Annotated in this window: 18 protein-coding genes and 2 tRNA genes; 9 read left to right on the top strand and 11 right to left on the bottom strand. The window is 33.1% G+C overall.

What is annotated here, in order from left to right:
• Nucleotides 1–18: 18 nt before the first annotated feature.
• On the bottom strand, nucleotides 19–1,632 hold the full coding sequence (locus tag FA046_RS11055; RefSeq protein WP_136826480.1) for a CTP synthase: 1,614 nt from the start codon (nucleotides 1,630–1,632) through the stop codon (nucleotides 19–21).
• Nucleotides 1,633–1,866: 234 nt separating this feature from the next.
• Here FA046_RS11055 and FA046_RS11050 point away from each other — a divergent pair, with 234 nt between their 5' ends.
• Entirely contained in the window at nucleotides 1,867–2,298 is a 432-nt protein-coding gene (locus FA046_RS11050; protein ID WP_136826478.1) for a hypothetical protein, read from the top strand.
• An 18-nt stretch (nucleotides 2,299–2,316) separates the two neighbouring features.
• Here FA046_RS11050 and FA046_RS11045 read toward each other — a convergent pair whose 3' ends face one another.
• On the bottom strand, nucleotides 2,317–3,240 hold the full coding sequence (locus tag FA046_RS11045) for a LysR family transcriptional regulator (RefSeq protein WP_136826476.1): 924 nt from the start codon (nucleotides 3,238–3,240) through the stop codon (nucleotides 2,317–2,319).
• An 83-nt stretch (nucleotides 3,241–3,323) separates the two neighbouring features.
• Between FA046_RS11045 and FA046_RS11040 the strand changes: the two genes are divergently transcribed.
• Genes FA046_RS11040 through FA046_RS11025 form a run of 4 tightly spaced genes read left to right on the top strand, consistent with a single transcriptional unit; the run spans nucleotide 3,324 to nucleotide 8,044 of the window.
• Entirely contained in the window at nucleotides 3,324–3,593 is a 270-nt protein-coding gene (locus FA046_RS11040; RefSeq protein ID WP_136826474.1) for a hypothetical protein, read from the top strand.
• Between the two features lie 3 nt (nucleotides 3,594–3,596).
• A complete protein-coding gene (locus FA046_RS11035) occupies nucleotides 3,597–5,288 on the top strand; it encodes a peptidase domain-containing ABC transporter (RefSeq protein WP_136826472.1) in 1,692 nt (563 codons plus the stop codon).
• Nucleotides 5,289–5,294: 6 nt separating this feature from the next.
• Complete coding sequence (locus tag FA046_RS11030) at nucleotides 5,295–6,659, top strand: HlyD family secretion protein (RefSeq protein ID WP_136826470.1); 1,365 nt, start codon at nucleotides 5,295–5,297, stop codon at nucleotides 6,657–6,659.
• Entirely contained in the window at nucleotides 6,656–8,044 is a 1,389-nt protein-coding gene (locus tag FA046_RS11025; protein WP_136826468.1) for a TolC family protein, read from the top strand. Before FA046_RS11030 ends, FA046_RS11025 begins: the two co-directional genes overlap by 4 nt.
• 7 nt (nucleotides 8,045–8,051) lie before the next feature.
• Here FA046_RS11025 and FA046_RS11020 read toward each other — a convergent pair whose 3' ends face one another.
• Entirely contained in the window at nucleotides 8,052–8,981 is a 930-nt protein-coding gene (locus FA046_RS11020) for an AraC family transcriptional regulator (protein ID WP_136826465.1), read from the bottom strand.
• 156 nt (nucleotides 8,982–9,137) lie between these two features.
• On the opposite strand from FA046_RS11020, the gene FA046_RS11015 reads away from it, so the two are divergent.
• Entirely contained in the window at nucleotides 9,138–10,640 is a 1,503-nt protein-coding gene (locus FA046_RS11015; protein ID WP_136826463.1) for an aldehyde dehydrogenase family protein, read from the top strand.
• A gap of 123 nt (nucleotides 10,641–10,763) precedes the next feature.
• A complete protein-coding gene (locus tag FA046_RS11010; RefSeq protein WP_136826462.1) occupies nucleotides 10,764–11,138 on the top strand; it encodes a DUF779 domain-containing protein in 375 nt (124 codons plus the stop codon).
• Nucleotides 11,139–11,205: 67 nt separating this feature from the next.
• Here FA046_RS11010 and FA046_RS11005 read toward each other — a convergent pair whose 3' ends face one another.
• The 5 genes from FA046_RS11005 to FA046_RS10985 all read right to left on the bottom strand — a co-directional run bounded on the left by FA046_RS11005 (nucleotide 11,206) and on the right by FA046_RS10985 (nucleotide 14,365).
• Complete coding sequence (locus tag FA046_RS11005; protein WP_136826460.1) at nucleotides 11,206–12,756, bottom strand: M20/M25/M40 family metallo-hydrolase; 1,551 nt, start codon at nucleotides 12,754–12,756, stop codon at nucleotides 11,206–11,208.
• A 279-nt stretch (nucleotides 12,757–13,035) separates the two neighbouring features.
• Nucleotides 13,036–13,482, bottom strand: a complete 447-nt coding sequence (locus FA046_RS11000; protein ID WP_136826458.1) for a GIY-YIG nuclease family protein — start codon at nucleotides 13,480–13,482, stop codon at nucleotides 13,036–13,038.
• Nucleotides 13,483–13,532: 50 nt separating this feature from the next.
• A tRNA-Leu gene (locus tag FA046_RS10995) sits at nucleotides 13,533–13,617 on the bottom strand.
• Between the two features lie 14 nt (nucleotides 13,618–13,631).
• Nucleotides 13,632–13,707: transfer RNA gene (locus FA046_RS10990), tRNA-Gly, on the bottom strand.
• A gap of 178 nt (nucleotides 13,708–13,885) precedes the next feature.
• Nucleotides 13,886–14,365: a regulatory protein RecX gene (locus FA046_RS10985; protein ID WP_136826456.1), complete on the bottom strand. Its 480-nt coding sequence runs from the start codon at nucleotides 14,363–14,365 to the stop codon at nucleotides 13,886–13,888.
• Nucleotides 14,366–14,413: 48 nt separating this feature from the next.
• On the opposite strand from FA046_RS10985, the gene FA046_RS10980 reads away from it, so the two are divergent.
• A complete protein-coding gene (locus tag FA046_RS10980; RefSeq protein WP_136826454.1) occupies nucleotides 14,414–16,867 on the top strand; it encodes a bifunctional UDP-N-acetylmuramoyl-tripeptide:D-alanyl-D-alanine ligase/alanine racemase in 2,454 nt (817 codons plus the stop codon).
• A 9-nt stretch (nucleotides 16,868–16,876) separates the two neighbouring features.
• Nucleotides 16,877–17,470 carry a DUF502 domain-containing protein gene (locus tag FA046_RS10975; protein WP_136826452.1) on the top strand — a complete coding sequence of 198 codons (594 nt, stop codon included), beginning with the start codon at nucleotides 16,877–16,879 and terminating at the stop codon, nucleotides 17,468–17,470.
• On the opposite strand, the gene FA046_RS10970 is transcribed toward FA046_RS10975, so the two are convergent.
• The 3 genes from FA046_RS10970 to FA046_RS10960 all read right to left on the bottom strand — a co-directional run bounded on the left by FA046_RS10970 (nucleotide 17,467) and on the right by FA046_RS10960 (nucleotide 19,928).
• Nucleotides 17,467–18,435, bottom strand: a complete 969-nt coding sequence (locus FA046_RS10970; protein WP_136826450.1) for a hypothetical protein — start codon at nucleotides 18,433–18,435, stop codon at nucleotides 17,467–17,469. The two genes, FA046_RS10975 and FA046_RS10970, sit on opposite strands and share 4 nt — an antisense overlap.
• 36 nt (nucleotides 18,436–18,471) lie before the next feature.
• A complete protein-coding gene (locus tag FA046_RS10965; RefSeq protein ID WP_136826448.1) occupies nucleotides 18,472–19,134 on the bottom strand; it encodes a VTT domain-containing protein in 663 nt (220 codons plus the stop codon).
• A gap of 86 nt (nucleotides 19,135–19,220) precedes the next feature.
• Nucleotides 19,221–19,928, bottom strand: a complete 708-nt coding sequence (locus tag FA046_RS10960; RefSeq protein ID WP_136826446.1) for an LOG family protein — start codon at nucleotides 19,926–19,928, stop codon at nucleotides 19,221–19,223.
• Nucleotides 19,929–19,941 lie beyond the last annotated feature (13 nt).

The following is a 19,941-nucleotide window of genomic DNA, read 5'->3' as shown; positions in this document are numbered from 1 at the left end:
TTGTTTAAATCCTCTTTTTTAATTTTTCTTTCTAGCGTATTCTATTGAAGCGGCGACAAATTTAACAAAAAGTGGGTGAGGATTAGCCACTGTTGATTTTAATTCTGGGTGAAATTGTGCGGCTACAAAATAAGGATGACTTTTAAGCTCTATTATTTCTACCAAATTATTCTCTGGATTAATCCCAGAGGCTATCATACCAGCATTTTCATATTGAGTTAAGAAATCATTATTAAATTCATAACGGTGTCTATGGCGCTCAGTAATTTTAGATTTTCCGTAAATAGCATGTGCTTTTGTTCCTTTTTTAAGCTCGCAAGTATAAGAACCTAGTCTCATGGTGCCACCTTTTAGGGTAATTTTTTTCTGTTCTTCCATCATAGAAATAACAGCATGTTCTGTGCTTTCATCCATTTCTGTACTATGAGCATGAGTAAGACCCAAAACATTTCTGCCAAATTCAATTACAGCACATTGCATTCCTAAACAAATTCCAAAAAATGGGATGTTGTTTTCTCTTACAAACTGAATAGCAATTATTTTTCCTTCAATTCCTCTGTTTCCAAAACCTGGGGCAACCAATACGCCATCTAAATGGCTCAATTTAGCTTTTACATTTTCTTCTGTAATGCCTTCAGAGTGAATGCATTCTACTCTAACTTTGCACTCATTTTGTGCGCCAGCATGAATAAAAGATTCTGTAATAGATTTATAAGCATCAGGTAATTCTACATATTTACCCACTAATCCCACTCTAATTTCAGCAGTAGGGTTTTTAAGTCGGCCTAAAAAATCTTTCCAGCTTTCTAAATCAGGCTCATTTTTTAAAGGAAGTTTTAATTTAGAAAGTACAGTACGGTCTAATTGCTCTTTTAACATCAGTAAAGGCACATCATAAATGGTTTTAGCATCTATAGATTCTATTACTGCATTAATGTTTACGTTACAAAACAGGGCTATCTTTTTTCTGATGTCTTGAGAAATATGATGTTCTGTACGGCAAACTAAAATATCTGGTTGAATACCATATTCTAACAACATTTTAACCGAGTGTTGTGTAGGTTTAGTTTTTAATTCTCCGGCTGCAGCCAAAAATGGAATTAGGGTTAGATGAATAACAATTGCATTATTAGAGCCTACTTCCCATTTCAACTGTCTTACTGCTTCTATAAAAGGTAAAGATTCAATATCACCTACGGTTCCGCCTAATTCTGTAATTACAATATCATAATCGCCACTTTCGCCTAAAAGGCGCATATTTCTTTTTATTTCATCGGTAATATGAGGTACTACTTGTACAGTTTTACCTAAGTAAGCGCCTTCTCTTTCCTTATTAATTACGTTTTGATAAATTCTACCGGTGGTAATGTTGTTGGCTTGTGTGGTTGGTACATTTAAGAAACGTTCGTAATGCCCTAAATCTAAATCTGTTTCGGCACCATCCTCGGTAACATAACATTCGCCATGTTCATAAGGGTTTAAAGTTCCTGGATCTATATTAATATAGGGATCAAATTTTTGGATAGTTACGCGGTAACCTCTGGCTTGTAAGAGTTTAGCTAATGAAGCGGAAATAATACCTTTTCCTAAAGACGATGTAACGCCTCCCGTAACAAAAATATACTTAGTCATGATGAATTTTGTGTTTTAAAAATTAAAAAGAAGCGCTAAAAAGGCATTTTTTAAATTTGTTTGTACGGGATTCAAAATTAGATATTTTTTTCGATTCTGTACTACATGTGAGCAAATAAGAAATGTTGAAAACCTGTTTTTATGATTTTTTTACTTTGCTTGAGCCATTATTAATCGTTTTAAGCAAATAGAAAAACCTTAAATAATATTACTTTTGGAAAAAATAAATTAGAGATGAATACCATTTACCGAAGTCTGCTTACTCGCTATCAAAATTACTTATTAGAGTTTTATCAATTGATAGAAGACAAAGAAATTATTACACCAAATGAATTGGCAAAATCTACGATGGTAAAAGATTTTTTGGAAAACTTACCCGAGTTTTCTGATTCCTTTGAAATTGAGTTCCAAATTCAAACTTCAATAGCTAATTTAACAAGTATATGGTTGGCACAATTTAATGAAGACGGCTTTAGTGTAAGGTCTTATACTTTAGATGGTTTAGATGAATTAGAAGAATGGTATTTTCATTATCATGATGAAATTAGAGAATACGAAGGGAATTTATTTACCGATGGAGATTGGGATTTGTTTTTAGAAGAAGTGGCAGAGATTGATACTTTTGGTGAAAAGAAAGTTCAAGCATCTTTTGTTTATAATGTTTAACACAACATTTAATTAATTCTAAATATCATTTAACCAGCTAAAATGTTTTTCAAGAATTTGTGTTTTGTTTTCTCTGGTATATTCTAAAAAACTTTGTGCTACTGGTGATAGTTTTTTGTTCTTTAGCCATATTAACCTCCAATTAGAAGTAATAGGTAATCCATCAACTTTAATAATTTCTAAATCACCATTAACTAACTCATTATGTATGCCAATTAAAGGCATAATAGAATAACCTAAGCCGGCAATAACAGCTTGTTTAACAGCTTCATTTGAGGTTAATTCTATTTTTTTTCTAATATTAACTTTGCTGCTTTCAAAAAAGCTTTCCATAATTAATCTGGTTCCAGATCCCAATTCTCGGTATATAAGAGGGATCTCATTAAAGATTGATTTTTTCTGAATATTTTCTTTGAATTGATGATTTCTGTTTCCTACTAAGTGAAGTTGATTAGCCATCAATATTTCTTCATTAACCTTTATAGTATATGGAAGTAAGGAAACTAAGGCAAAATCTACTTCATTGTTTTCTAAACTTTCTAAAACTTTGGATTTGTTGGTTACATCCATACTCAAATCAATTCCTTCATTTTTTTTTAGAAAATCAGAAAGAAAGTAAGGCATAATATATTTACCGGTAGATACTATTGCAAGTTTTAATCTGCCAGATAAGATGCCCTTATATGCCAGTGTTTTATAATTTATGGTGTAAACTTCATTAATAATTCTTTCGGCCATTTTAGCTATCTCATTGCCAAAGTCTGTAATATGTATTTGCTTGCCAATTACATCTATTAACGAAATCTCAAATTGATCTTGAAAATTTTTGAATTGAATAGAAACAGCTGGTTGACTAAGAAAAAGCTCTTTGGCTGCTTTTGTAATACTTTTTGTCTCTACAATCTTTAAAAAAACTTGTAACTGATGTAAAGTGTAATTCATAAAATTTATTAATGATTTGCATAACAAATATAAATAATAATATATGGATAGTCTGATTTACATTTGGTGAATATTAAAAGGAAATGATTTTAGATATTTTAAATGACGAGTTTTTAACTAAAGATGCTGAGAGAATAATTATTCAAATCATTCATGTCGCAATTAAATATCACGAGCAAAAAATAATAGCTCATTCAGATGATGAGGAATATGTAAGATCAAGGGAAAGTAGAATTATTGAGCTACATAAATATTTATATGAAACTATTGAATACATTAGCCAAGCTACTTATCAAATTGATTTAAAAGCACAAATTATCTTATCAAATTCAAGAAAAAATATACCTGGTTAGCGCATGATATCGGAAAAAGAAAATTATTCAATAAGAAAGGCAGTTAAAAGATTTTATCAACTGGTTAGTTTAGAGCGAAAAGAAATAGGCTTTGTTTATTTTTATGCAATTATAAGCGGTTTTATATTATTATCTCTTCCATTAGGTATACAAGCAATTACAAATTTATTATTTGGTGCAACCGTAAGTACATCATTAATTGTTTTAATAGGTGTGGTTGTACTTGGGGTGCTTTTTACGGGCATTTTACAAGTTGCACAAATGCGAGTGATAGAACGCATTCAACAAAGAATATTTACCAGATTAACTTTTGCTTATGCTTATCGCATTCCAAAAATTAGCCTTATTAGTATTGATGATTATTATTTGCCTGAGTTAGTGAATAGGTTTTTTGATACCGCTAACCTCCAAAAAGGTTTCTCTAAGCTTTTATTAGACTTTCCGGCTGCCAGTATACAAATCTTGTTTGGTTTAATATTGTTATGCTTTTATCATCCGGTATTTATTGTTTTTGCGTTGATAGTTTGCAGCTTAGTTTACATGATTTTTTACTTTACCAGCGCTAAAGGATTTAAAACTAGCATGGTAGAGTCTGATTATAAATATGATGTAGCTCATTGGTTAGAAGAAGTATCAAGAGCAATAAAAACATTTAAATTTCACCAGCATAATGAACTTCATTTAGAAAAAACAGATAAACTGGTGTCTGGCTACTTATCATCAAGAACCTCACATTTTATGGTTCTTATTTTACAATACAGGGTGCTTATCATTTTCAAAGTGTTAATCACGGCCGCCATGCTAATTATTGGTTCTTACTTGTTTATAGAGCAACAAATTAACTTAGGGCAATTTATAGCTTCAGAAATTATCATCATCACTATTTTAAACTCTATAGAAAAGCTCATCGTTAATTTAGAGGTGGTTTATGACGTTTTAACAGCTTTAGAAAAACTTAACAAGGTTTTAGATAAGCCTCAAGATGAAAGTGCTGATTTAGTACTAAATCAAAATATTCCTAAAAAATTAGGTGTAAGCATTAAAGCCAATGATTTGTCATTTGCTTATCCAAACAAAAGACCTATTATTAAAAACGTAAATTTTGAGATTAAAGAAGGTGAAAAAGTTTGTATAACAGGCTTAGAAGGTACAGGAAAATCTACTTTATTGAAACTTTTAGCAGGCATTTATCCAGATTTTTCTGGAAATATTTTATTCAATGGCTTGGCTATTAAAATGGTACCTAAGAAAATTCTTTACCAAAATATTGCTACGCTTTTTGCTGATGATGAGTTGTTTAGTGGAACACTTTTAGAAAACATTACAATAGGCAACAAAAACGTAAATTTTAATGATTTAGACTTAGTTTGTAAAATAGTTGGGTTAGAAGAATTTATAACTGGTCAACAACAAGGTTATCAACTTCATTTAGATCCGCAAGGTAAAAAGCAATCTTACAATACAGTACAAAAGATTTTATTAGCTAGATGTTTAGTAAATAAACCATCGCTTTTATTAGTGGAAGATACTTGGGGAGGTATTGAGCCTAGCATCAGAAAGCAAATTATTTCATATTTAACAAACGAAAATCAACAATTTACCTTGTTAGTTGTCACTAATGATGAAGATTTTATTAGCAAATGCAATAAGAAATTATATTTAGATAACGAAATATTTAAAACTAGTACAATTTAAAATTAAATGTTTTTAGAAAATAAAATACCAGCTGATGCTTTTGGCAAATTCAAATCATTAGAAACTGTAATGATTGAGCCAAAAGGATATGGCAGACGAAATAGATGGATAATTTTTACGATTGTTGGTTTGGTTATCGTTTTATGTTTGCCATGGACCCAAAATATACAATCTACAGGCCAAATTTCTACCTTAAACCCTAAACAGCGCCCTCAGCAAATAAACAGCATTATTGCTGGTAGAATTTCTGAATGGAGAGTAAAAGATGGCCAATTAGTACAAAAAGGAGATACTTTAGCATTGATAACCGAGATTAAAGAAGATTATTTAGATCCATCTCAATTAATTAGGGTTGATGAGCAAATAAAAGCTAAAGATGCTTCTATAGATTTTTATCAAAATAAAGCAGATGCCACAAGCTCTCAAGCCGTTACTTTAGAAACTTCGCGGATTTTAAAATTAAATCAGTTGGCTAACAAAGTAAAGCAATACACTTTATTGGTACAATCTGATAGTATTAGTTATTTGGCAGCACAAAATCAATTAAAAATTGCTGATCAACAATTGGCCCGTCAAAAGCAATTATATGATGCAGGTTTAAAATCATTAACCGAGTTTGAGCAACGTCAACAAGCTTATCAAGATGCTTTATCCAAAAAAATTGGAGCTGAAAACAAGTTTTACAATAGTAAAAACGAACTTTTAAACGTTAAAATTGATAGGGCAGCTATTGATCAAGAATATGCCGAAAAAATTCTGAAAACAACGGGTGATAGATTTTCTACATTATCAGAAATGGCTACTACGCAAAGCGAAATTGCCAAATTAAAAAATCAATTAAGCAATTATAGTATTAGAAGAGGCTTTTATGTGATTATTGCGCCACAATCTGGTCAGGTAATTAGAACAAGTAAATCGGGCATTGGCGAAACTGTAAAAGATGGAGACCCGCTATTAGAAATAGTACCTGTTCAATTTGAAGAGGCAGTAGAGATTTTTATAGACCCATTTGATTTACCCTTAGTAAACAAGGGCCAAAAAGTAAGGTTACAGTTTGATGGTTTCCCAGCTATTGTTTTCTCGGGTTGGCCAAATTCATCTTATGGAACTTTTGGAGGTAAAATAGCAACTGTTGATCCTTCTATCAGTATCAATGGTAAATTTAGAGCTTGGGTTATACCCGATGAAAATGAAAAACCTTGGCCTACCATGCTTAGCTACGGATCTGGAGCTAAAGGAATTGCCTTACTTAAAGATGTACCAGTTATTTATGAACTATGGCGTAAACTAAATGGCTTTCCGCCAGAATATTATACTTCTGGTAATAATAATAACAATGCAACTTCTAGCGCTAAGGAGGCTAAAAAATGAGAAAAAGTATCATTTTAATTTTATTATTACTCACCTCTTTTCTAACTGTTTGTGCGCAACAAAATACAGACACTTTAACTTGGAATCAGTTTAAAGAAATTATTAAAAAGTATCATCCGGTGGCTATGCAAGCTAATTTGGTAGAAAGTTTGGCTAAAGCCAGGATGAAACAAGCCTGGGGAAATTTTGATCCTAAACTATCTGCCAATTTTGAACAAAAAGTTTATGATGGAACAGAATATTATCAATTTTTAACACCAGAAATAAAATTGCCACTTTGGTATGGTTTAGAGTTAAAAGGGAATTATTCTGAAGCAGAAGGTGTTTACATTAACCCAGAAAGTAGGTTGCCAGCAGAAGGTTTAAGTTTTATTGGTTTAAATATGTCTTTAGGTAAAGGTTTGTTAATAGACAAGCGTAGGGCTGCGGTAAAACAAGCAAATATTTTTAAAGAAGCAAGTGCCAACCAACAGTTATTAATTATTAACGATTTGATTTTGGATGCCGGTGAAGCTTATTTATACTGGCAAAACAGCTACCAAATCACTTTAATTTATGAACAAGCTTTAAAGTTAACCGAGGTAAGATATGAAGCTGTAAAAAACAGTGTTATTGGCGGAGATAGACCAGCTATTGATACTGTTGAAGCAGTTACTCAAATTCAACAAAGGCAAATACAATTACAACAAGCGCAACTTAATTTAAAAAGCGCATTATATGATTTAGGTTCGTTTATGTGGTTGCCCCAAAATCAACCTGTTGATATAGAAAAGTTAAACATATTGCCTCAAAAACAAGAAATAGAAATTCCTCAAACGTTAAATCCAGCTATTACAAACAACCCTAAATTATTAAGTTATGGGTTTAAGCTTAGAGATTTAGAAGTTGAAAAAAGATTGAAAGCAGAAAGTTTAAGACCAACTTTGGATTTACAAGTTGGGCTTTTAAATACTGGGCAAAGTGCGTTTAGAAATATCAATAGAAATTATTGGGAAAATAATAATAAAATAGGGTTGCAATTTTCTTTCCCACTCACTTTTACAACTGCCAGAGGCGATTTAGCAGAAGCTAAGCTCAAAATTAAAGATACCGAGTACGAACAAAGTTTGGTGCGTAATAATTTAGAAGTAAAATTTAATCAAAACAGGGCAGAGGCTACTACTTTAAAAGCTCAGTTAGTCATTATTAAACAATCTGTTGAGGCCAATAAAAAGTTAGTAGAAGGAGAAGAAATGAGATTTAAGTTTGGTGATAGCTCACTGTTTTTAATTAATGCCAGAGAAAGTAAGCTGATAGAAACTCAGGAAAAACTAATAGAAACAGAAAATAAAATCAGAAAAAACAAGCTTAAAGCCGAGTGGATATTAGGCGCTCTAACTAACTAAAAAAATATTAGTTATTAAAGTTCGAAATCACTTTAGCTTTATATAAACTTGGTGTAGTTCCTTCTAATTTTCTAAAAACCCGACTAAAATAATGCTGGTTATTAAAGCCAGCTTTAAAGCAAGCATCAGAAATACTGCAATAAGGATTTTTTAGAAATTGTTTGGCCAACTGAATACGTTCTTTGATTATAAAATCTACAGGTGAAATTCCCAATTCTAATTTAAATATTCTAAAAAAACTAGCCTTACTCATATAAGCCATCTGACTTAAAGCATCAATACTTAATTTTTCTGTAAGGTGAGCTTTTATGTATTGAATAATGTAAGCAAATCTATTTCCGGTAGATAATTGGTTTAGGTTATCTTTTATCTCCTGTAAATTTTGCATTTGCATAATTCTAACCAGCAATTCCTTAAGCGTTAAATTGGCTAAAATATCTTTAGTAATATAATCTCCGGTACTAATGCTAATCAACTTGTTTATCAGTTGTGCTAACTCATAATTATTAAAAAAATGGAATTGCTGATAATTCAATTGCCATAAATCACCATCTGCTTTAGCATAACTTTCATTTAAAAAATCTAAAGTGTTTTTGATTTCTTGATGATTTATAGCTAAGGCAGTACATTGAGATGGATTAAGTTCTGAAGCCTCCGGGAAATCAATAGTCATGGTAACATTTGGCGGTACAATTACAGTTTCACCAGGCAAATAATCAAAACCCGGTTTATCAAATAAATGCATCACTTTTTTACCTCTTAACATGCTGGTAATTACCAAATCATTAAAAGTTAGTGGAACTAATTCGCTGCGCTCATAAGTTTCAAAAATATTAAGCTCACAATGGTTTAAAGTGTAGGCTTTTCTGTTTTCTACCAGCGTTTGAAGTCCTTTTTTATCCGATAAGTTAAATGGTGAAATTAAATTCCCTCTCATTCATAAATGGTTTATATAACCACAAGTTAGTAATTGTTTTAGCAAATTAGAATACAATTTAAAATTGAAACTATTGTGCTAGTAATTGATACCATAATGCACAAATTTTAAGAAGTACCTGCATAACTTAGTGTTACCAATTAAAAATTTTAAATTATGAGTATAGCGAAAAGACCTTCTTTTAAAGAGAAGTATGACAATTTTATTGGAGGTAAATTTGTTCCACCAATTAAAGGCGAGTATTTTGATAACATTTCACCCATAGATGGTAAGGTATTTACCAAAGCGGCAAGATCAACAAAAGAAGATATTGAAGCCGCTGTAGATATTGCCAATGTAGCTTTTAAAACCTGGAGCAAAACATCTGCAACTACCAGAAGTAATCTTTTATTAAAAATTGCTCAAATTATTGAAGATAACTTGGCTTACTTAGCCACAGTAGAAACTATTGATAATGGTAAAGCCATAAGAGAAACCATGGCTGCCGATTTACCTTTGGTGGTAGATCATTTCCGTTATTTTGCAGGGGCAATTAGGGCCGAAGAAAGTTCTATTTCAGAACATGATGAATTTACAGTAAGTATTAATTTACAAGAGCCTTTAGGTGTTGTTGGACAAATTATTCCCTGGAACTTCCCATTATTAATGGCTACTTGGAAAATTGCACCCGCTTTAGCTGCCGGATGTTGCATAGTTGTAAAACCAGCCGAACAAACGCCAACTAGCATTATGTGCTTAATGGAGTTAATTGGAGATGTTTTACCAGCAGGAGTGTTAAACGTAGTTACAGGTTTTGGGCCAGAAGCAGGGAAACCATTGGCTACTAATCCAAATATTAGTAAGGTAGCTTTTACAGGAGAAACCACCACAGGCCGTTTAATTATGCAATATGCATCAGAAAACTTAATTCCGGTGACGATGGAATTAGGAGGAAAATCGCCAAATATTTTCTTTGAATCTGTTGGTGCGGCTGACGATGCCTTTTTTGATAAAGCAGTAGAAGGCGCTGTAATGTTTGCTTTAAACCAAGGAGAAATTTGTACTTGTCCGTCTAGAATTTTAGTTCATGAAAATATTTATGATAAGTTTATGAAACGAGTGATTGAACGTACAAACGCTATTAAAATGGGTAATCCTTTAGATTCTGAAACCATGATGGGCGCACAAGCCTCTAATGATCAGTTTGAAAAGGTATTAAGCTACATGGATATTGGTAAAAAAGAAGGTGCAGAGCTTTTAGCTGGTGGCGAAGCCAATAAATTACCTGATGAATTGGGTGGAGGTTATTACATTAAACCAACCATATTTAAAGGGCATAATAAGATGCGTATTTTCCAGGAAGAGATTTTTGGTCCGGTAGTTTCTGTTGTCACTTTTAAAACCACAGAAGAAGCTATAGAAATTGCAAATGATACGCTTTACGGATTAGGAGCCGCCGTATGGACTAGAGATGCTCATGAGATTTATCAAGTACCAAGAGCCATTCAGGCAGGTAGAGTTTGGGTAAATTGTTACCATAATTATCCGGCTCATGCGCCTTTTGGCGGATACAAAAAATCTGGTTTTGGTAGAGAAAATCATAAAATGATGTTAAACTACTATCGCCAAACAAAGAATATGTTGATTTCTTATGACAAGAATAAACTTGGATTCTTTTAATTGAATTGGCATTTTAAGAACAGACTTGGTTTTGCGTTAACGATGGAAGCGGCATCCTTTTTGGTTTTTTCCCAAAAAGATACAGCGGACAGCGTATTAAAACGCCCATATTAAATATTTAAAATGATTAAAAGAGTAGATGTAACTCCAGCAGCAGTTAAAGTTATTGATGATTTAAAAGGTAGGTTTGGCGAATTAATGTTTCACCAGAGTGGAGGCTGTTGCGATGGTTCTTCGCCTATGTGTTTTGAAAAAGGTGATTTTAAGATTGGAAGTAGCGACGTTAAGATAGGAGAGGTAGAAGGCTGCGAGTTTTTTATGAGCATTTCTCAATTTGAATACTGGCAACATACACACTTAACTTTAGATGTTACTCCCGGCAGAGGCTCAAGTTTTTCGATTGAAATTCCAATGGGTATTCGTTTCCTCATCAGATCTAGATTATATACTGATGAAGAAATGAAAGATTTAGAACCTGTTCAATACTATGAATCTTAAAAAACAAAAAAAGCTCGATTTGAATTTCAAATCGAGCTTTTTTTAAATTCATCTTCATCAATAAATACTAATCTAATCCGCCTTTTCTGGTTGGAGAAGTTACTTTTGGCCATGTCATTTGCTGGCCTGTTCTTGGGTTTACAGGTAAAACAATTTTCTCTCTTGAAGTAGTTTGAGGATCTTCGCAAGCCATGTAAACTAAAATAGCGGTTAAAATTGCATTGTTTCTAACATCATCAAAAACAATTTTATCATAAGTATCTCTGTTAGTGTGCCAAGTATAACTTCCGTAAGACCAGCTTAGCGAGCTTAATGAAAACGCAGGCACTCCAGCAGCAACAAAAGAAGCATAATCAGAGCCACCACCACCTGGCGAGCCAGGGAAATTAGTTTCAATTTGGCTTCTAATCTCAGCAGGCACTTTATTTAACCATCGGCCTAAATAATCATAAGAATTTAAAAATCCTTGTCCAGCTAAATTAACTACTCTACCTGTTCCGTTATCTTGGTTAAATAAAGCCTGAATATTTTTTACAATTTCTGGATGATCCTCTACAAAAGCTCTCGAACCGTTTAAACCTTGTTCTTCGCTACCCCAATGCCCAACTAAAATGGTTCTTTTTGGGTTTGGATAAACTTTTTTAAGAATACGCATTGCTTCCATCATGGTAATAGTTCCGGTTCCATTATCAGTAGCACCGGTTCCACCATCCCAAGAATCAAAATGTGCAGATAGCATCACATATTCCTCTGGTTTTTCTGTCCCTTTAATTTCTGCTATTGTATTAAAAGTAGGCACCACACCTAAATTTTTAGATTCGGCAGTAATATTTAATGTTGGTGCATTTCCTGATTCGGCTAAACGAAACAACATTCCGTAATCTTCTAAGGCTACATCAACAGAAGGAATTTTTTTAGTGTAAGCACTGAAAATCTTATTTACTCCAAATCCTGCCGACCAGTTACTGGTAATTATTCCAATGGCTCCCGCTTTTTCTAAAGCAAGTGGAAGTGTACGAGCAGTATATCCGGTTTTTCTAATTCTTGCAGCCCAAGACTGAGTTTTTTCTGTTCTATCTTTCTTCATTTTTTCGATAGATTCTTTGGTTCCAAATTCTGTCCAGTTATAATCTGGTCTTCCGGTGGGTTGAGCCATAGAAATTAAAACAATTTTTCCTTTAACATTGGGTAACCAGTTTTGGAAAGCTATAGAATCAGCTAAATCAGGGATGATCACCACACTGCCGGTAACTCCTTTTGATGAAGTAGAAGGACTCCAAGCCAATTGCATCCCTTCTAAAGATTTTATTCTCGGCGAAAGCATATCAATATGCGTAATTCCTCTTTCCCAGCCACGCCAATCGCCCCATTTTTCATTTTTAGCACTAATTCCCCAATCTGCATATTTTTTAACAGCCCAATCATTCGCCATTTTCATTTGAGGCGTTCCCACTAAACGTGGTCCAACTTGGTCCATCAATTCATGACCTAATTTTTCTAGCTGAGAGTTTTCTGTAGCCTCTTTAACAATGGCTTCGGTAATAGGGTCTTTTGTTTGTGCAAAAGAAATGCTGTAGCTAAACGCTAAAGCTAAAAGTAGGGGTTTAGTTATTTTCATATTTCTGATTTTGTTAAATGAGTTTCTACAAGAATTATTTGATTCAAATTTAAATGTAGCGTTTCTGATAGATAGATGAATAACCTAAACGAGTTAAATAGTGAAATAGGCGTTTATCTAACGAGATTTTTACTTAGTTTACCAGTGTTTAGCCCCAAAAGCAATAAGCATTATGGCTTAAGCAATATAGGTTTGAGGTGCATGGTGATTTTAATAAACCAGCTTTTCAATGTTTTGTAAAAAGCCGCTACTTACTCTAATTTTAAAATCTAATTGGATTTAAAGTGATGTTCTTGAAGTATGCCCAATATAATATCGACCAGATTTTAAGGATTGTAAAATATAGGTGTGAAACATAGAAAATGCTTTAAAACAAAAAAACTCCTTAAGGGCATGTAAGAAGTTTATGTACTCAGAGCTCCGAATGAAAATCGGGGCACTCCCTAATAAAGAGACATTATTAAATTTTGATGAATTTAGTTTCCATTTTCTGCAATCAATTTTTCGATGTAAATCCTGCTTTTTAGATTTTATTTCAAGTTCTCTACGGTTTGCTTCAATTTTTGTATTGAATTCTTCGGTGTAAACTATTTTCCAAGGACCTTTATTTTTAGTTGCAGTAACTTTTCCTGATTGATGTCTTTCTAATCTTTCCTCAAGATTTTGAGTATGCCCAATATAATATCGACCTGATTTTAAGGATTGTAAAATATAGGTGTGAAACATAAGAATTGCTTTAAACAAAAAAATCCCTTACGGGCATGTAAGAGATTTTGTACTGAAAGCGGGAATCGAACCCGCACTCCCTTAACGGGAACAGGATTTTAAGTCCTGCGTGTCTACCAGTTCCACCATTTCAGCAGCTTTGATAGCAATGGAGCGAAAGACGAGGTTCGAACTCGCGACCTCAACCTTGGCAAGGTTGCGCTCTACCAACTGAGCTACTTTCGCATTATTATTAAGACTCTTATAATTGTTAGTGACCTTCCCGAACTTTCTTCGGGACGCTCTACCAACTGAGCTAATTCGCATTTTATTATTTGTGTTAAAGAACTATCCCTTGCGGGTTGCAAATATAGACAGAAAAATATTCTTTGCAAGATTGAATTGAAAAAAAATCAGCAACATTTTATAATTCGCTATCTTTCAGCATAAAAAAAATTAAATCACGCTCAAAACCTCGGCTCAAAGCGTATTGTGTGAGCTTAAAATTCCTTTGATAAGCTGTTTTTTCTTTAACGCTTTCATTTTTTTTATCTAAAACTTCCTTTAATTTTTCTAAATATTCTGTTTCGTCTAAATTTTTTAATGCTTTTTTAACTAGCGGTAATGATACCTGCTTAAATTTTAGTCCCTGGGCTATTTTGTTTTTACCCCAACCTTTAATTCTTAGTTTCCCTCGGGCATAAGCATTTGCAAAACGCTCTTCGTTTAAAAAATTATTTTCTATCAAATAAGCTATAATTTCTTCTAACTCATCATATCTCATTCCTAAGTCAAGCAGTTTGCCCCTAACTTCGTATTGGCTTCTTTCTTGGTAAGCGCAATAAGATTCAGCTTTTAAAGTGGCCGTTTGTTTGTCAATATATTGAGGTATTTTTTTCTCCATACGCTATAAAATTAGTGATATTCGTGAATAATCGTCAACTTTGTGGCAATGTCTCAAATAGCTTATCAAATTCAAGATTTATCAAAAATTATTGCTGATAAGCTGGTGCTTCCTCATCCCGATCAAATTATTCGTCATATTTTAACAGATAGTAGAAAAGTTTCAGAAGCAAGTTCTTCGGTATTCTTTGCTTTAAAGGCTAGAAGAGATGCTCATCAATACATTCCGCAACTTTATGAGATAGGCTTAAGGTCTTTTGTAATCACTGATGAAAATTTTTCTGTCGCAAATTATCCCGATGCTAATTTTATTTGGGTTAAGGATAGTTTAAAGGCTTTGCAACAGTTAGTAGCTTATCATCGCAGTCATTTTCATTATCCGGTAATAGGTATTACGGGTAGTAATGGAAAAACTATTGTAAAAGAATGGTTATTTCAACTTTTAGCTGCCGATTTTAAACTCATTAGGAGTCCTAAAAGTTATAATTCTCAAATAGGTGTTCCTTTATCTGTTTGGGAAATGACCCATGATTATGATTTAGCCATATTTGAAGCTGGCATTTCTACCGTTCAAGAAATGGATCATTTAGAAGAAATTATTAAGCCTACCATTGGCATATTAACCAATCTGGCTTCTTCTCATGATGAAGGCTTTGAAAGCAGGACTCAAAAATTGCAAGAAAAATTAAGACTTTTCAAAAATTCAGAAACCTTAATCATCAATTCAAAATATATTTCAGAGCTTTCTGAAGCGAAAAAAATCTTTACCTGGAGTTTTGATCAAGATGCCGATTTAAAAATTACCGATATCAGTACCCACAATGGAAATTCGCTGATCAAAGGAATTTATAAAAACATAGAGATTGCTATTCGCATCCCTTTTACAGATAAAGCTTCAATAGAAAATGCAGTAATTTGTTGGGCTTCCATGCTTTATTTAAACTATCATCAGCAAGTAATTGCGCAAAGAATAGAAAAGCTTTTGGTAGTAAAAATGCGTTTAGAACTTAAAAGTGGCATCCATCAAACTGCCATTATTGATGATTCTTATAACTCTGATTTTTCTTCATTAGAAATTGCCATCGATTTTTTGAATCAGCAAAGTCAATATCTTACCAAAACGCTCATTCTTTCTGATATTCACCAGAGCGGAATTCCAGCTGTTCAGTTGTATCAAAAGGTTGCTCAATTAGTAGAAAACAAAGGAATTGATAAGTTTATAGGCATCGGCGAGGACCTTCAAAAACATCAGGGTAACTTTAAAATGAACAAATGGTTTTTTAAAGACACTGATGATTTTTTAGAACGATTTGATAAGCAGATATTTAAAAATGAAACCATTTTATTAAAGGGAGCAAGGCATTTTGAGTTTGAGCGCATCAGCAAAATACTCACCCAAAAAGTGCATGATACCGTTTTAGAAATTAATCTGAATGCTTTAGTGCATAACCTAAATCATTATAAATCTAAGCTAGCTCCGGGTGTAAAGTTAATGGCTATGGTAAAGGCTTTTGCTTATGGCAGTGGGAGTGATGAAATAGCTAATATTTTACAACATCATAAAGTAGATTATTTAGCTGTGGCTTATGCCGATGAAGGTGTAGCGCTAAGACAAGCAGGAATTACCTTGCCAATTATGGTTTTAAGCCCCGAAGTTTCATCTTTTGAAGCTTTAATCTCTAATCAGTTAGAACCAGAATTATATAGTTTTAGAATTTTAGAGGCTTTCGCCGATTACCTATCAGATCACCAAATAGAAAGCTATCCGGTTCATATTAAGTTAGATACAGGAATGCATCGTTTGGGTTTTACCGATGAAGATATTGCTGAACTGATTTCTTTTTTATTATCACATAAGGCTTTACAAGTGAAAAGTGCACTTTCTCATTTGGCGGCAAGCGAAAGTGATGTTCACAACAATTATACGCAACATCAAATTCAACTTTTTGATAAAATTTCTAATCGTTTATCTGAAGCTTTAGGTTATACATTTATCAAACACATTGCTAATACCGCAGCCATTAGCAAATGGCCGCAAGCACAATTTGATATGGTGAGGTTAGGAATTGGCTTATATGGGATAGAAAGTGTGATTGCTGAAAGAGCCGCACTACAAAATGTAGCCACCTTAAAAACCACCATTACCCAAATTAAAGAATTAAAAAAGGGAGAAACAGTAGGTTATGGCCGAAGTGGGATAATGAAGAAAGATGGAAAAATTGCTACCGTTAAAATTGGATATGCAGATGGTTATCCCCGAGCTTTAGGAAATGGGGTAGGATATATGTTAATTAACGGTAAACGGGCTTATACCATAGGGAATATTTGTATGGATATGACCATGCTTGATATTACCGGATTAGCAATTAAAGAGGGCGATGATGTGATTATTTTTGGGGAAGAACTTTCTGTTTATGATTTATCAAAACAGTTAAATACCATTCCTTATGAAGTAATTACAAATATATCACAAAGGGTAAAACGTGTTTATTTTTACGAATAATTTAGAAAGATGAAAAGGATATTAAATGCATTATTAAGGTATTTTGCAAAAGGTTTATTGGTAGTTTTACCTTTAGGAGCGGCTTTCTTTGTTATTTTTTGGGCTTTTTCTTCGGCAGATGATGCGCTAAATTTTAGTGAAAAGTTTTTGATTAATCCAGCCACAGGGCAGCCGTTGTATATACCAGGCTTGGGTATTCTATCGGTAATCATCATTATTTTGGTTGCAGGTTTTATTGCTACTTATTTAATTACTGAGCCTATTTATAATTGGTTTAATAGATGGTTAAACAAGATTCCTCTCTTCAAGTTTATTTATTCTTCCATCAAAGATTTAACCGAAGCTTTTGTTGGTGATGATAAAAAATTAAGCGAGCCTGTTTTGGTAGAAGATTCACACGGCTTTAAACGCATTGGGTTTTTAACTCAAAAAGACCTTGGTTCTTTTGGTTTAAAAGGCGATGTGGCTGTTTATTTTCCTTGGTCTTATTCTTTTGCTGGGCAAGTGCTTATTGTAAGTGCCGATAAGGTAAAACCTTTAAAAATATCATCGGCGCAAGCTATGAAATTTATAGTTTCTGGAGGGGTAAGCTCTATCCATTAATTGATATTATACTTTATAAAACCGGTAGAAATCCCAAATCTGGTATAAGCATATTTATCATTAAAGTAAATGTTGTAAGGATCTTCTCCGTAGTATCCGGCGGCAGCCATCAAAAAAACATTGTTCATAAAAGGTAAACTGTAATGGATAGAAAGTTCGGCATTTAAACGCTTTTTTGGCGCAATTAAGCCGTAATTTTGAATTTTATTTACCGCATAAGAAATCTCGGTATTAAATCTTAAATATTCTTTTTCTAGTTTTTGAGCTTTTGGCTCATCATTCGCTTTTCTTTTCCAGCCATTTTTCTTTTCCGAAAAATAGAAAGCATATCTCCGCCAAGAGAAATTGTATAACAATCTGGTAAAACCATAATTATTATCTAAAGCTTTTTCATAAGCAAACCATTTATTCCATTGTAAACCTATTCTATGGTTATTGGAGCTATAATCTTCATCTTGATTTTTATTAGAAAAGCTCCCAAAACGGTAAGAAGTAGTTAAATAATTAGTGCTAAAATTACCATTATAGGTGTTAATAGTACTGTTAGCGTTTACAGCTTCTCCATCTTGTCCGTTAGAATGATGGGTAAAACTTAGCTCGGCATATTTATAATTATTGATGTTTTTGTTTAAACGAATAAAGGTGCTGCCTCCCAATTTAAAACTTGGTGTTCTTACGCCAGCAGATTGCTCATTTCTAACCCTAACGGTAAATTCTGGAATTACCGCAAAGGCGATGGGAGAGTTTTTAGTGCCTAACAACATATAAGTGGTTGTTAATTTACCTGAAATGATATATTTTGAGGGAGCGCCTATTTCGCTAAGTGGTGAGGTATAAGATAGCTCTCCATTTTCTTTATAACGATCAACAAATTGTTGATTTATTAAATTAGAATCTAATTGCTGCGCAAATAAACAAGGAGATATAAATAGAAAAACAGTTAAAAACAAGCAATTTAAAGACATGCTTTTAACAACGTTTAAATTAGAAAATTGGATGTTTTAAGATTGAATTATAGCTTTTTTAGGACTGTATTTAGAATATAATGCACCAATGACTGGAGGTAGAGTTGTGAAAATACTAATAATTAAAATTACCCAACTAAAGTTTTCTTTTACAAAAGGTAAGTTTCCAAATATGTAACCCAGCATCAAAAAGCCAATTATCCATAAAAAGCCTCCCGTAATGTTATAGTAAGAATATTTGTAGAAAGGCATTTTTATTACACCGGCTACAAAAGGCACAAAAGTTCTTAAAACAGGAAAAAACCGACTTAATACCACAGATTTACCACCATGTTTGGCAAAAAATGCTTGTGTTTTGTGGTAATAGCTAAACTTTAAAAATTTATTCTCGGGCTTAAAAACTTTGGGCCCCAAATAGTGGCCTAAGCTGTAATTTACCTGATTTCCGGCTACGGCTGCAACAAATAAAATTAATGCGAGTAAATAAATGTTTAATCCGGTACCACCTCCAGCAATTAATGCTCCGGCTGCAAATAGTAAAGGATCGCCAGGTAAAAAAGGAGTAACAACAAAGCCAGTTTCTGCAAAAATAATGATGAACAAAATAAGATAAGTCCAAAATTGATAATTAATGATCAGTAAATTTAGATGTTGATCTATGTTTAAGAGCACATCAAAAACGTTGTTAATAAAATCCAAAATAGTTAAATAGTATAAAAATTCATCAAGCAGATAGCAATAAGCCTACCGCAATTGAGGTAACAAAAAATTATATGTAAAGTTTATTAGAAGTTAGGTTTCAGTACGTATTTGTCATAGAACCTAAAAATATGCTCTGCAGCTTCTTCAGCAGTATCAACTAGTCTAAAAAGATTTAAATCTTCGGCGTTTATGTTTTTTTCTTTTTCTAACATGGTGCCTTTAATCCAATCTATTAATCCGCTCCAATAATCTGTACCTACCAGTACAATTGGAAAACGAGCGATTTTACCAGTCTGAATCAATGTCATGGCTTCAAAAAGTTCATCCATGGTACCAAATCCTCCTGGCATCACAATATAACCCTGTGAGTATTTCATAAACATCACTTTTCTGATGAAGAAATAATCAAATTCCAGTATTTTATCTCTGTCTATGTACCGGTTATGGAACTGCTCAAAAGGCAATTCAATGTTTAACCCTACAGACTTTCCACCAGCTTCAAAAGCACCTTTGTTACCAGCTTCCATAATACCTGGGCCACCACCTGTAATTACACCGTAGCCACGTTCGGTTAATAATCTGCCGGTTTCTACCGCCATTTGGTAGTATTTGTTTTCGTTTTTTGTTCTTGCCGAACCAAATATAGATACACAGGGTCCAATTTTAGCCAACTTCTCAAATCCATCAACAAATTCAGCCATGATTTTAAAAATCTGCCAAGAGTCTGTTACTTTAATCTCTTGCCAGGTCTTATTTTCAAATGCACTTCTTATTTTTTCTTCACTTGTCATATTCAGCTGCTAA

Source organism: Pedobacter cryophilus, assembly GCF_005116455.1.
GTDB lineage: Bacteria > Bacteroidota > Bacteroidia > Sphingobacteriales > Sphingobacteriaceae > Pseudopedobacter > Pseudopedobacter cryophilum.
The sequence above is the reverse complement of the archived record's forward strand: the minus strand, read 5'-3'. Positions and strand labels throughout refer to the sequence as shown.

What these genes read in the sequence shown, in the direction of transcription:
- FA046_RS11055 (WP_136826480.1), bottom strand. Translation starts at nt 1,632, where the DNA reads ATGACTAAGTATATTTTTGTTACGGGAGGCGTTACATCGTCTTTAGGA.
- FA046_RS11050 (WP_136826478.1), top strand. Translation starts at nt 1,867, where the DNA reads ATGAATACCATTTACCGAAGTCTGCTTACTCGCTATCAAAATTACTTA.
- FA046_RS11045 (WP_136826476.1), bottom strand. Translation starts at nt 3,240, where the DNA reads ATGAATTACACTTTACATCAGTTACAAGTTTTTTTAAAGATTGTAGAG.
- FA046_RS11040 (WP_136826474.1), top strand. Translation starts at nt 3,324, where the DNA reads ATGATTTTAGATATTTTAAATGACGAGTTTTTAACTAAAGATGCTGAG.
- FA046_RS11035 (WP_136826472.1), top strand. Translation starts at nt 3,597, where the DNA reads ATGATATCGGAAAAAGAAAATTATTCAATAAGAAAGGCAGTTAAAAGA.
- FA046_RS11030 (WP_136826470.1), top strand. Translation starts at nt 5,295, where the DNA reads ATGTTTTTAGAAAATAAAATACCAGCTGATGCTTTTGGCAAATTCAAA.
- FA046_RS11025 (WP_136826468.1), top strand. Translation starts at nt 6,656, where the DNA reads ATGAGAAAAAGTATCATTTTAATTTTATTATTACTCACCTCTTTTCTA.
- FA046_RS11020 (WP_136826465.1), bottom strand. Translation starts at nt 8,981, where the DNA reads ATGAGAGGGAATTTAATTTCACCATTTAACTTATCGGATAAAAAAGGA.
- FA046_RS11015 (WP_136826463.1), top strand. Translation starts at nt 9,138, where the DNA reads ATGAGTATAGCGAAAAGACCTTCTTTTAAAGAGAAGTATGACAATTTT.
- FA046_RS11010 (WP_136826462.1), top strand. Translation starts at nt 10,764, where the DNA reads ATGATTAAAAGAGTAGATGTAACTCCAGCAGCAGTTAAAGTTATTGAT.
- FA046_RS11005 (WP_136826460.1), bottom strand. Translation starts at nt 12,756, where the DNA reads ATGAAAATAACTAAACCCCTACTTTTAGCTTTAGCGTTTAGCTACAGC.
- FA046_RS11000 (WP_136826458.1), bottom strand. Translation starts at nt 13,482, where the DNA reads ATGTTTCACACCTATATTTTACAATCCTTAAAATCAGGTCGATATTAT.
- FA046_RS10985 (WP_136826456.1), bottom strand. Translation starts at nt 14,365, where the DNA reads ATGGAGAAAAAAATACCTCAATATATTGACAAACAAACGGCCACTTTA.
- FA046_RS10980 (WP_136826454.1), top strand. Translation starts at nt 14,414, where the DNA reads ATGTCTCAAATAGCTTATCAAATTCAAGATTTATCAAAAATTATTGCT.
- FA046_RS10975 (WP_136826452.1), top strand. Translation starts at nt 16,877, where the DNA reads ATGAAAAGGATATTAAATGCATTATTAAGGTATTTTGCAAAAGGTTTA.
- FA046_RS10970 (WP_136826450.1), bottom strand. Translation starts at nt 18,435, where the DNA reads ATGTCTTTAAATTGCTTGTTTTTAACTGTTTTTCTATTTATATCTCCT.
- FA046_RS10960 (WP_136826446.1), bottom strand. Translation starts at nt 19,928, where the DNA reads ATGACAAGTGAAGAAAAAATAAGAAGTGCATTTGAAAATAAGACCTGG.